Origin of the sequence: Sphingomonas sanxanigenens DSM 19645 = NX02, assembly GCF_000512205.2 — a bacterium.
GTDB classification, from domain to species: domain Bacteria; phylum Pseudomonadota; class Alphaproteobacteria; order Sphingomonadales; family Sphingomonadaceae; genus Sphingomonas_D; species Sphingomonas_D sanxanigenens.
Genome location: NZ_CP006644.1, coordinates 2,073,602 through 2,085,975, shown reverse-complemented (window position 1 = coordinate 2,085,975; position 12,374 = coordinate 2,073,602). Strand labels below are relative to the sequence as shown.

The 12,374-nt window shown below is 65.3% G+C and carries 8 protein-coding genes and 2 tRNA genes; 6 read left to right on the top strand and 4 right to left on the bottom strand.

The annotated features are described in order from the left end of the window. Nucleotides 1-2 precede the first annotated feature (2 nt). Complete coding sequence (locus NX02_RS09615) at nt 3-2,369, bottom strand: glycoside hydrolase family 95 protein (RefSeq protein WP_047099768.1); 2,367 nt, start codon at nt 2,367-2,369, stop codon at nt 3-5. Between the two features lie 209 nt (nt 2,370-2,578). On the opposite strand from NX02_RS09615, the gene fucP reads away from it, so the two are divergent. Then, on the top strand, nt 2,579-3,919 hold the full coding sequence (gene fucP / locus NX02_RS09610) for an L-fucose:H+ symporter permease (protein WP_084717679.1): 1,341 nt from the start codon (nt 2,579-2,581) through the stop codon (nt 3,917-3,919). Nucleotides 3,920-3,929: 10 nt separating this feature from the next. After that, nucleotides 3,930-4,787 carry an IclR family transcriptional regulator gene (locus NX02_RS09605; protein WP_025291979.1) on the top strand — a complete coding sequence of 286 codons (858 nt, stop codon included), beginning with the start codon at nt 3,930-3,932 and terminating at the stop codon, nt 4,785-4,787. A 97-nt stretch (nt 4,788-4,884) separates the two neighbouring features. Here NX02_RS09605 and NX02_RS09600 read toward each other — a convergent pair whose 3' ends face one another. Together NX02_RS09600 and NX02_RS09595 are read right to left on the bottom strand one after the other, a co-directional pair. Further along, nucleotides 4,885-5,901, bottom strand: a complete 1,017-nt coding sequence (locus NX02_RS09600) for a zinc-binding alcohol dehydrogenase family protein (RefSeq protein ID WP_245648822.1) — start codon at nt 5,899-5,901, stop codon at nt 4,885-4,887. Between the two features lie 106 nt (nt 5,902-6,007). Beyond that, a complete protein-coding gene (locus NX02_RS09595; protein ID WP_047099767.1) occupies nt 6,008-7,699 on the bottom strand; it encodes a putative bifunctional diguanylate cyclase/phosphodiesterase in 1,692 nt (563 codons plus the stop codon). Nucleotides 7,700-7,816: 117 nt separating this feature from the next. Here NX02_RS09595 and moaA point away from each other — a divergent pair, with 117 nt between their 5' ends. The 4 genes from moaA to NX02_RS09575 all read left to right on the top strand — a co-directional run bounded on the left by moaA (nt 7,817) and on the right by NX02_RS09575 (nt 9,836). Further along, nucleotides 7,817-8,833, top strand: coding sequence for a GTP 3',8-cyclase MoaA (gene moaA / locus NX02_RS09590; protein ID WP_025291976.1), 1,017 nt, complete (start codon nt 7,817-7,819; stop codon nt 8,831-8,833). Further along, nucleotides 8,830-9,606, top strand: coding sequence for an NAD kinase (locus tag NX02_RS09585; protein ID WP_025291975.1), 777 nt, complete (start codon nt 8,830-8,832; stop codon nt 9,604-9,606). The genes moaA and NX02_RS09585 overlap by 4 nt, the downstream gene beginning before the upstream one ends. Before the next feature lie 55 nt (nt 9,607-9,661). Next, nucleotides 9,662-9,736, top strand: a tRNA-Asn gene (locus NX02_RS09580). A gap of 25 nt (nt 9,737-9,761) precedes the next feature. After that, a tRNA-Asn gene (locus NX02_RS09575) sits at nt 9,762-9,836 on the top strand. Here NX02_RS09575 and NX02_RS31450 read toward each other — a convergent pair. Beyond that, nucleotides 9,822-11,390 carry a recombinase family protein gene (locus tag NX02_RS31450; protein WP_025291974.1) on the bottom strand — a complete coding sequence of 523 codons (1,569 nt, stop codon included), beginning with the start codon at nt 11,388-11,390 and terminating at the stop codon, nt 9,822-9,824. The genes NX02_RS09575 and NX02_RS31450 overlap by 15 nt on opposite strands. Nucleotides 11,391-12,374 lie beyond the last annotated feature (984 nt).

Sequence of the window (12,374 nt, the reverse complement as noted above, 5' to 3'; positions counted from 1 at the left end):
TGTCAGCCCAGCGCCAGTCCGGGTCCGCGCAGCACCACCGGCCGTCCTGCGAGCAGATCGAGCGTGCGCCTCGCCGTGCCGCAACGCACGGTGCGCTTTCCGTCGATGTCCGGCCGGATCCGCGCCTCGGCCAGCACGCCGTCGCGCCAGCTAAGGTCGATGCCGCACGCGCCGCGTGCGCGCAGCCCCGTCAACGATCCGCTGGGCCAGGCGCGCGGCAGCGCCGGCAGCAGCAGGATATCATCACCAAGGCTCTGCATCAGCATCTCGACGATCCCGGAGGCGCCGCCGAAATTGCCGTCGATCTGGAACGGCGGATGCGCATCGAACATGTTCGGATAGGTGCGCTCCGGCCCCAGCAGGAAGCGCAATATGGCATGGGCATGGTCGCCGTCGCGCAGCCGCGCCCACAGGTTGATGCGCCACGCCGTCGCCCAACCGGTCGCCTTGTCACCGCGGATCTCCAGCGATCGCTTCGCCGCAGCGGCGAGTTCGGGGGTGCGGTCCACATCGATCTGGTTGCTTGGGAACAGGCCGTAGAGATGCGAAACGTGGCGGTGATGGATATCTTCCGCCCCCGCGTCCCAATCCTCCTGCCACTCCATCAACTGGCCCTGTGCACCGACCCTGCCGGGCGCGAGCCTCGCGCGCATGGCATCGAGCGCCGACACATCCGCGGGATCCCGGCCGAGGATGCGGGCGGCGTCGGCGGTGTTGGTGAAGAGGTCGCGGATGATCTGCATGTCCATCGTCGGCCCGGCGCACAGCGAGGTCGCGCCGCGGCCATGATTGTTCTCGGGCGACAGTGACGGGTTGGTCACCATCCAGCCCGTCTTCGGATCCTTCACCAGCGTATCGAGGAAAAACAGGCTGGCACCGTAGAGGATCGGATAGATCGCGGCGAGATAGGCCTTGTCGCGGCCATAGTCGTAGCGATCCCAAAGATGCAGGCACAGCCAGGCGCCGCCCGTCGGCCACAGGCCGAATTGCGGCCCGTCGATCGGCGCGGTCGCCCGCCAGAGATCGGTGTTGTGGTGGCACACCCAGCCCCGCGCGCCATACATGTCGCGCGCCGTACGTGCACCGGTGATCGCGATATCGCGCACCATCGCGATGAGCGGCTCGATCAGTTCGGGCATCGCGGTCGGCTCGGCCGGCCAATAATTCATCTCGGTGTTGATGTTGACGGTGTATTTGGAGCCCCAGGGCGGCCGGACGCTCTCATTCCAGATGCCCTGCAGGTTCGCGGGCTGCGATCCGGGCCGCGACGATCCGATCAGCAGATAGCGGCCGTAGTTGAAATAGAGCGCCGCCAGCGCCGGGTCGTCCGTCGTTTCGGACTGGCGGATGCGCGCATCGGTCGGCTTGTCGGCTGCGACGCTGCGCCCAAGATCGATGCTGACGCGGCGGTAGATCTCGCGGTGCGCGGCGGCGGTATCCGCGGCGATGCGATCGAAGCCGCGACCGGAGGCAGCCGCGATCTGCCCCCTGGTGATCGCGGCCGGATCGCCACCGACATCGTCGAAGCGGCGATAGCTGGTCGCCATCGCGATCAGGATGGTCACTGAGTCCGCGCTGCGCACCTTGATCAGCCCCGCGCCTAGGCGCACCGTGCCGCGCTTCGCGATCACCCGCACCCGCGCCTCGACCCGCAACGCGCCGGCGATGCCATTGTCGGCACCGTTGCGGCCGCCCAGCACCAGCGTATCGCCGCCCTCGATAGCGACTGCGAAATTCTTCTGCGGCGAACTGGCGCCGAGATCGAACGCGACCTTGCCCGGCCGGCTGGCGGTAAGGCGGATGGCGATCACCTGATCGCCGGGCGACGCGACCGCTTCGCGCGTGTAGGTGACGCCATCGATCGTGTAGCTGACGCCGGCAAGCGCGGCATCGAGATCGAGGTGTCGGCGATAGTTGGTCGCCGCCGCCGGATCGGCGCCGGGCACCACGAGCTGCAGATCGCCGACCGTTTGGTACGACATCTGGCTCAGCGGCACCGCCATGAGCTTTTCCTTCGCGAGCGCATCCGCAGCGTCATGCTCGCCGGCGAAGATCAGGCGGCGCACCTCGGGCAGTGCCTCGCGTGCCGCCGGGTTGACGGGATCATAGGGGCCGCCGCCCCACACCGTGTCCTCATTGAGCTGGATGCGCTCCTGGTCGATCCCGCCGAACAGCATCGCGCCCAGCCGGCCATTGCCGATCGGCAGTGCTTCGACCCATTCGGCGGCGGGCTGGCGATACCACAGCATATCCGTCGCCGACGCGACCGGTGCCGCCGCCGACACACCGGGCGTCAACGCGATCGTCGCCGCGGCGCTGGACGTGGCAATGAGGGCGTCGCGTCGCGTCAGGCCGGAATGGTCGCTCACTGGAACTCCTCTCGCGCGCCGCCGCCCCGGCTCCCCATGAAACGGCGGCTGGGCGATCTCAGCAACAGTTTGACAGTAACTTTTATATGTGGAAGCCTAGTTATGAAGCCGTGGCTGCGCAAGCGTCATTCTCGCGCGGCCACGAGATGGTAGGACAGGCACCGAACCGATCGTAGAATCGGAGGGCAGAACGGAAGAGAGGTTGTCGAATGGCGCTGAACCCGATCCTGACGGGCGAACGGGCAGATGGCCGGCAGGCCGCGGGGGGGCGTCGCTTCGTGACGCCCGGCCATGTCGCCGGGTTCGTACTGGTCACAAGCCTGTTCTTCCTGTGGGCGCTCGCCAACAATTTCAACGACATCCTGATCCGCCAGTTCCAGAAGGCGCTGGCAGTCAACCGTGCCGAGGCGGGCTTCATCCAGTTCGTCTTCTACCTCGCCTATTTCCTCGTGGCGCTGCCGGCGGGGCTGATGATGCGTCGGCTGGGTTATCGCGTCGGTATCCTTGTCGGCCTCGCGCTCTATGCGACCGGCGCGCTGCTGTTCTACCCCGCCGCCGAGTTGCGCGCCTACAGCGCTTTCCTCGCCGCGCTGTTCGTGCTCGCCGCCGGCGCCGCGACGCTGGAGACCGCTGCCAACCCCTATATCGTCGCGTTCGGCGATCCCGCCCGCGCGTCGCAGCGGCTCAACCTCGCGCAGGCGTTCAACGGCTTCGGTGCGGTGCTGGCGCCGATCCTCGGCGGGCTCTTCATCTTTTCCGGCATCGAACATGATACCGGCGCATTGTCGGCGATGTCACCCGCGGCGCTGGAAGCCTATCGCGCCAGCGAAGCGCGGACGGTGCAGCTTCCCTATCTCGTGCTCGCCGCGGTCGTCATCCTCGTCGCCTTCGCAATGGCACGGGTGAAGCTGCCCGACCCCCGGCAGGACGGTGCGGAGGCGGCCGAGACCGCTCCGCGCAGCGGGCTGCTCCGCTCGCCCGTGCTGATCGGCGCGATCGTGGCGCAATTCTTCTATGTCGGCGCGCAGGTCGGCATCTGGAGCTTCTTCGTCGATTTCGTGAAGGAACAGTCGCCCGGCACGCCGGAGCGCACCGCCGCCTATCTGCTCTCGGGCAGCCTTGCGCTGTTCATGATCGGCCGCTTCCTCGGCGCGGCATTGATGGCGCGGATCGCGCCGGCGCGGCTGCTGGCAGGCTTCGGCGTCGCCGCCGCGCTGCTCGTGGTGGTGGCGATGATCACCGGCGGCGCGATCGCGATCACCGCGCTGGCGCTCACCAGCTTCTTCATGTCGATCATGTTTCCGACGATCTTCGCGCTGGGCATCCGTGACCTCGGCCACGATGCCGCAGTGGGTTCATCGTTCATCATCATGGCGATCGTCGGCGGCGCGATCCTGCCGCCGCTGATGGGGTGGTTCAGCCACGGCGCCGGGCTGCAAGGCGCGCTTGGGCTGCCCCTGCTCTGCTTCGTGGTGGTGACGCTGTTCGGGCTCGCGATCGGCCGAGCGCGCCATGCGGGCACGGTTGCAACGCCCGCAGTCGCCTCCTAGGCTCATTGCCATGGCAGGACGACGGGGCGGCACGGCAGCCGGCAAGACCAGGGACTATTCGGCGCCCGCGCTGGAAAAGGCCTTCGACATCTTCGAACAGCTCGCGCTCGCACCCGAAGGGCTGACGATCACCGAGATGTCGCAGCGGCTGGGACGATCGATCAGCGAAATCTTCCGCATCATGATCGTGATGGAGCAGCGCCGCTGGCTGGCCAAGGATCCGGACAGCGACCGCTATTCGGTGACCTACAAGATGCTCGAACTCGCGCACCGCGCGACACCGGCACAGGAACTGACCTATGTCGCCGCCCCGATCGCGCGCGCGCTGATCCAGCGCACCGGCCAATCCTGCCACCTCGTCGTCGCGGCCGATGGCCACGGCCTGTGCGTGCTGCGCGAACAAGCGCCCGGCCCCACCGCCTTCTCGCTGCGGCTGGGCACGCAGGTCAATCTGCTGACGAGTTGCTCCGGCCGCATCCTCCTCTCCTACGCCACCCCCGATCTGCGCGAGCGGATGATGGATGCGATCCCCGGCATCAAGGCGAAGGACCGCAGCGAGATCGAACGGCGCGCCGCCGAGATCCGCGAGCGCGGCTACGAAACCGCGCCCAGCGCCCGCACGAACGCGGTGACCGACATCAGCGTGCCGGTTTTCGGCTTCGACGGGCGGGCGGCGGCGGCGCTGACGATCCCGTTCCTCAACTATATCGACGGCACCGAGCATATGACGCTCGAAGCCGCGCGCGACGCGCTGATGGCCGCAGGCCGGCAGATCTCGCACGGGCTCGGATGGGCGGAGCGGGATGTGGCGGAACCGGCGGTCCCGCCGCCCGCGCCGAAGCCGCGGCGGCGGAAGGCGACGGTATAGCGCACCTTTCCCCTCTCGTTTCGCCCTGCCCCCGGCCATTCGTTCCAAGCGGAGGTGTTGGGATCCCCAGGCCTGTCGCCGCAAGGGTGGCGAAGGCTCAGATCCTGACGATCCCCTTGATCACCCCGGTCTCGGGCCGCATCCATTCCCCCATCCGCTCGGGCAGTTCCGCCAGCGTCACATCATGGCTGTGCAGATCCCGGGTCGGCACCACGCCACTGCGGATCGCATCGATCACCGCCGCGAAGTCCTCCGCGGTTGCGTTGCGGCTGCCCATGAGGGTCAGTTCACGCTTGTGGAATTCCGGATCGCTGAACGTGATCTCGGCCGACACAATCGAAACCAGCACATAGCGTCCGCCATGCGCCGCATGGAGAAAACCCGCCTCCATCGCCCCCGGATTGCCGGTGGCATCGAACACCACGTCGAAGAAATCCCCGTCGGTCGCCGCCGACAGCCGCTCGCGCAGATCGTCACCCGGCACCTCGGCGCGCACGGCGCCCAGCTTGTCGACCGCGAAGGTCGCACGACGGCGGTTGCCGTCGAGCACCGTAACTGCGGCACCGGTCTGCTTGGCGAACAGGGTGACCGCAAGGCCGATCGGCCCCGCCCCGACCACCAGCACGCGATCCTGGGCGCCCACCTGCGCGCGGCGCACCGCGTGCATGCCGATCGCGAGGAATTCGACCATCGCCGCCTGATCGAGACTCAGCCCCTCGGCGGGGATCACATAGCGTTCTTCGACCACAAGATATTCGGCGAGGCCGCCGTCGCGATGGACGCCGAGCACCTCGATCCGCACGCAGCAATTGGGCTTGCCGCGGCGGCAGGCGATGCAGGTGCCGCAGGCCAGATAGGGCAGCACACTCACCGTCATGCCCGGCACCAGGGCGCTGCCGGGATCGACCTCGATCACTTCGGCCGCGAGTTCATGGCCGATGACGCGCGGGTAGCTGAGATAGGGCTGCTTACCGGCGACGATATGATAATCCGTGCCGCACACGCCGACACGGCGGATGCGCAGCAACGCCTGCCCCGGAGCCCGTTCCGGCATCGGCCGGTTCTCGAGCGAAAGCCGGCCCGGCTCCACGCAGGTGACGACCGACATATCCATCCGTGACATCCTCTCATTGGCTGCGGCAGCCGCGTCCAGCGCAGGCTATGACTTTCGTATATGCAACCAACTTTCCATGTTCAATGACCTTCGGCTGCGGCGACCTTCAACCATTGCGGTCGAGCAACGCCTTCAGCGCCGCCGGATTGACGGGCTCCGAACAGAGAAAGCCCTGATAGAGATCGCAGCCCTCCGCCGCCAGCAGCGCGCGCTGCGCCTCATCCTCGACGCCTTCGGCAACTACGGTCAACCCCAGCGCCTGCGCCATGCCGATGATCCCGCGGACGAGCAGATGATCGCGTTCGACGCGGGCGATGTCGTCGATCAGCAATTTGTCGATCTTGAGATAGTCGAGCGGCAACGCCTTCACATAGCCGAGGCTCGCATAGCCCGTGCCGAAATCGTCGATCGCGATCCGGCACCCTGCTTCGCGCAAAACCGCGAGCGCGGTGGCCGCCGCCGGCAAATCCTTGATGAGGCCGCTCTCGGTGACTTCGGCGGTCAGCCGGTTCGCCGGGAAGCCCGCATCCGCCGCCATCGCCAGCAGCCCAGTAGCGAATGCCGGCCGGGCGATGTCGGCCGATGTCACATTCACCGACAGGCGCAGCCGGTCGAGCGGCGCGCGCCATCCGGCTGCGAGCCGCATGGCCTTGGCCTGCACATGCACCGATAATGGCAGCAGGAAGCCCGCCCGCTCGGCCGATGCGAACAAGGTGCTGGCGCCCAGTTCGCCATGTTCGGGATGCCGCCAGCGCGCCAGCGCCTCGACGCCGACGATCGCGCAGGTGGCAAGGTCGACCTGTGGCTGAAACAACACCTCCACCTCATCGCGGTCGATGGCGCGGCTGAGGTCGGTCCCAAGCCGCGTCTCCCTGGTCACCGCGACCGCCTGCGCTCCGCTCAGCATCCGCACCGAACCGCTCTGCTCGAGACGGGCAGCGGCAAGCGCGATGCCTGCGCGGCGCAGCACGTTGAGGCCGCCGTCATCGCCCGGCTCGACATGCGTGCCGCCGACATGACAGCCGAACACCATAGGCACGTCATCGACCACGAAGGGCTTCACGACCGCCTCGGTAATCTCGAGCGCAAGCAGTTTCGTCCGCTCCAGCGACGGTTCGGGGTCGATGAGGACGACATAATCGGCACCTTCGAGGTGCGCGACGATCCCGCGCCGTTGGACCACCTGGCAGATGCGATCGGCGATCATCGCGTTCAGCCGCTCGGCAATTTCGGCACCATGCACGGTGGCGACCACCTCGAAGCGGTTGGGGGCGACGAACAACACGCTGGTCTGCGTGCGATCGGCGATACGGCGATCGAGCCAGCGCCGCACGAAGGCGATATCGGGCAGCCCGTTTTCGGGATGGCGGCGACCCGCCCCGCCCCGCGCGCCATGCCTCAGCCGGCCGACATGGCGCGCCGCGAAGCCGAGCATCCGCGTCAGTTCGAGGGCATCGAAGGGTTCGTGCAGATAATGGGTCGCGCCCGCCGCGAAGACGCGATCGAGCGCATCGAGATCCACGTCATCGATCAGGAGCAGCAACGCCCCGCCATCGGCTTCGACCACGCCCGCCAGCGCCTTGACCGCCGTCAGCCCTGCCTCGAAAACGCCGCGTCCGTCGACCAGCGCAACCGTCGCTCCGCTGGCAAGAAACTGCCGGTCGAGCGTATCGCCCGATCGGGCAGGCATGACATGCCACCCGGCAGCGACGATGATCTCCGCCAAATCCTCACCGCCATCCGGAGCGACGAGCAACAATATGGCAGCAGGAACCGCCGGCGGAGATTGCGGATTCATCTCGGTATGCCCATTATCAGGATGCTTAGCAGGAAGCTGGTGCTGCGCCAGTGGGCGCCAAAGCATGTTGCCGTGACGGCGCTTGCTGCGGATGCCATGAAGGCCTAGCACGTGGCGATGGAGACTGGCTTGACCGACGGGACCCAGAAGCTGACCGATGCTTTCGGCCGGCGCATCTCCTATCTGCGCATTTCGGTGACCGACCGCTGCGACCTGCGCTGCCGCTATTGCATGTCCGAGGCGATGACCTTCCTGCCGCGATCGGCGCTGCTGAGCCTGGAAGAGATCGCGCTGATCGCCGACCGCTTCATCGCCCGCGGCGTTACCAAGATCCGCCTGACCGGCGGCGAACCGCTGGTGCGCCGCGGCGTCGATGAACTGGCGAAGCGGATCGGCCGCCATCTCGGGCAGGGGCTGGACGAACTGACGCTGACGACCAACGGCACCCGCCTCGTCGAGCATGCCGAGGCGCTCGCCGCTGCCGGCGTGCGCCGCATCAATGTCAGCCTCGACAGCCTCGATGCCGACCGTTTCCGGACGATCACCCGCACGGGTGATCTCGCGCGGGTGATGGCGGGCATCGATGCCGCCGTCGCCGCCGGGCTGCGGATCAAGATCAACATGGTCGCGCTGAAGGGCGTCAACGAGGATGAGATCGAACCGATGCTCGCCTGGTGCGCCGACCGCGGCTTCACCTTGTCGCTGATCGAGACGATGCCGCTGGGCGCCATCGACGAGGATCGCGTCGACCGCTACCTGCCGCTGACCGCAGTGACCGATCGCCTGCGCGAGCGCTACACGCTGGTGCCGGACGATTACCGCACGGGAGGCCCATCGCGCTATTGGCGCGTTCAGGAACTGGACGCGCGGCTGGGACTGATCTCACCGCTCACCAACAATTTCTGCGACGGCTGCAACCGCGTGCGGCTGACCACCGAAGGACAGCTCTACATGTGCCTCGGGCATGACGATCGCGTCGACCTGAAGGCGGCCTACCGCAATGGCGGGATCGCTGCGGTCGACGCCGCGATCGACGAAGCGCTGCGGTTGAAGCCGCGGGCGCACGATTTCCGCATCGATCGCCGCGCCGCCACACCGGCAGTGGCGCGTCATATGAGCGTGACCGGCGGATGAGCGATCAGCCACGGCGGGCACTGGTCGTCTCGCCTACCGATGCCGCCCGCGGCGCCGCGAGCGCGCTCAGCGCGCGGCGCGACTGGGTGGACGTAACGGAAGCCGACCTGATCATCGCGCTCGGCGGCGACGGCTTCATGCTGCAGACCTTGCACACAATGCTCGAACGCCGCCGGATCGTTCCGGTCTACGGCATGAACCTCGGCACCGTGGGCTTCCTGATGAACGAATGGCAGCCCGACCGGCTGGAGGAACGGCTGGCCCGCGCGCGCCCGTTCAGCGTCGCCCCGCTGCGGATGACGGCGACGACGGTGGATGGCGAGGTCGTCGAACTGCCGGCGATCAACGAAGTCTCGCTGCTGCGCGAAACGCGGCAGACGGCCAAGCTCGAAGTCACAGTCAATGACCGGATCGTGATCGAGGAACTCGTTTGCGACGGCGTCCTGGTCGCGACGCCTGCAGGCTCAACCGCCTATAACCTTTCGGCGCAGGGGCCGATCCTGCCGCTGGGATCGGGCATGCTTGCGCTCACCCCGATCAGCCCCTTCCGCCCCCGCCGCTGGCGCGGCGCGATCCTGCCCGACCGCGCCCGGACGCGTTTTCGCGTGCTAGACGCGGTCAAGCGCCCGGTCAGCGCCGTGGCCGACCAGCGCGAGGTTCGCGACGTCGAGAGCGTTGTCGTTGAGATCGATCGTACCATCGCCTTGTGCCTGCTGTTCGATCCCGAACATGCGCTCGACGACCGCATCACGATGGAACAGTTCGCAGTGTGAAATCGGGGGTTGCCATCCTCGCAACCCCGCTGCTAAAGGGCCGCCTCCGCACTGATCCCTGATAGCTCAGCGGTAGAGCATCCGACTGTTAATCGGACGGTCGTAGGTTCGAATCCTACTCAGGGAGCCATTATCGCGGGCCATTTCCGCACTGTTCCCTGATAGCTCAGCGGTAGAGCTCTCGACTGTTAATCGAGCGGCCGTAGGTTCGAATCCTACTCAGGGAGCCATTCAGGATAATCCGAGCCGCCCGGCCCTGCCGGCGGCTCGGATCCTCGATCTACAAGCGACATTTCTTCAAGCATATTAAACGGTTCACGGAAGGTGACCGACAGCTGTCCGTTCGCCCAAGTGCTGTTCGAAACCAACAGATTCAAAGCGGTGTTTTTGCCGTTTTGAGACTGTAGGTTGAACGTGGAATGAGCCTTCCGACCAAGGTTCAGAAGAGCGATCCCATCATCGACGTAGGCATCCTCCGCATTGTTGAGGACATCCATTCTGCGAAGGCATCCAGCCCGCTCCTCGCGCCAGGCGGCGGCCATGCGGTCATGCATGTCGGCGGTGATCCGACCGTCGAGATGATCGACGTACAGCTTATCCAATCTTTGCTGAAGTCGATCAGCCTCCCCTCTCAGGCGGCCGACCATCTCCAACCGCTCCCTGTTCTTGTCACCGTGTGATTCGCGAATCGCTCGCTCGATTAGCGCGAACACCTCGTCGTCCATGTGGAGACGGGCGAGCTGCTCAGAGAAAGCCTGAGCCAGGGTTTCTTCGCGCACATACTTCTCAGGACATTTCTGCTTGAAGCCCGAGCAGTGATAATAAATGTACCGGCCCCGCTGCATCTGGGCGACCACCGCGCAGCCACAATGACCGCATGTGATCAACCCTGTGAAAGCGAACCGTAGAGGCTTCGCCCGCACGTTGCTCGCGCTCCGGCCATCAAGGACCTCTTGAACGTTCTCCCATGTCTCCTGGCTCACGAGCGGCTCGTGTGTTCCCTGGTACAGGCGTCCACCCCACTCAAAGGCACCGGCGTACAGGCGGTTCCGAAGCATGTAATGGATAGTGCTGGTCCCGACGGGTTTCTGGCTCCGACGGTACCTCAGCCCGGCAGCCCGCGCTTTGTGGGTGACATCTTTCAGGGCGTAATCACCCGTTTCAAACCATTCGAACACACGCATGACGATGGGAGCGAGATTCGGGTCGGGGACGATGATTTTTTTTCCCTGCGGGCCAACGACATTAAGGTAACCGAGCGGAGCCTGAGAAGGCCAGATGCCCTGCTTCGCCTTTTCGAGCATGCCCTTACGGGCTTCCTCGGAGAGATTATCGACATAGTTCTTAGCCATGAGAACCTTGATCCCATGCATGAACTTTTCGGAGGAACGCGAATCGCGGGAGACAACCGTTCCTTCTTTTACAAGATGCAGTTCGATGTCGAAGCCATCGAGCGTCACCCAATCCTTGATGTTGCGATAGAGCCGATCCGTTTTTTCGACCAGCAAATGCCGCACCCCAGGGTGACCCCGGAGATATTTTAGCATCGCCTCGAACTGGGTACGGCCGGTCTTTTTTGCGGTCTCGACATCGACATACTGCTCGACGATGACGACCCCCATCCGCTCCGCATATTCACGGATCAGAGCAACCTGCGCGTCGATGGAGAAGCCTTCCTTCTCCTGCTCAGCTGTAGAGACGCGAGCATATAGGACAGCCTTCTCGCCCCCAGCGGAATGGCCTCGACCAGATGATTGAGCTTTGGGTTTACGCGGACGGGCCATATGTCATTCCTGAATCCTGCCAAGGGCACCTCCCACACCTCCCTCCCCTCCAGCAAGCCGTGAAGAGAGCGACTATGCGGGCGGGGGACGGCGTGACGGCTTCCGTTTTACATGATCGGACTTTTTGGGTCGATCACGGGGTCTCGCTGACTGATTCTTTTCCTTCACATCCGCTGGGGGATCAGCCGCGGTCACCTCCCATTGAACCAGCATCCAGAGATAATCTGCAAGATTCCCGAGCATGTTCCTTGCCTCGTTCTCAGACACGGGCCTTCGCAATCGGCGCGTAAAGACTGCCTGCGCGTCCAGAACGAGTTGTCGGGACAGGGCACTTCGTCTGATCGTCCAGCGGTCCTCCCTGCCAGGTGTGTGTGTCGGCGGAGCCGGGCCGGATTGATCGGCGACATCCTCTACGGCGGGTTTCAACTCTCCGTAGGTCGTGGTTTCGAGCCTCAGCCTTCTCATGGCTGTGCCACCGACGGAGTGACGGAAAAAACGCGAGGTCCGAAGCGACGCTCGAGGTGACGCGAAACGGATAGGACGTACCGACGCTGTCGCCAGCCCGTGGGGCTGTGGTAAACGCCTATCGCCTTCCAATAGTCGCCCGTTGCGGATAGCGCCGATAGGAAGATCCAGCGCGCGGCCTGAACGTTGAAGCATGGGTCGCTCATAAGCCAAGCCCGAACCTGATCCGGTGGACGGCCTGTCAGCGTCGATAGCTTGGGCACCCAGAAGCTGTTGACCTGGAGCGGACCAAGATCATGGCTGCCGTTGCTGTTCGGTACCTCGGCACCAATCCAGCCTCCTTCCTGATCACGAAGCCCCCAAAGGGTTTTCTCGAGCCATGCGCGACCGCCCGACGCCTGCCGAATACAAGCTCCAACACGAGCTTCATGAGCCTGTGGCGACTGCGACCGGGCATCTGCGACGACAGGCCCCATGAACAGCATGACCAGCGCCAATGGTACTCTCACGTGCATTATT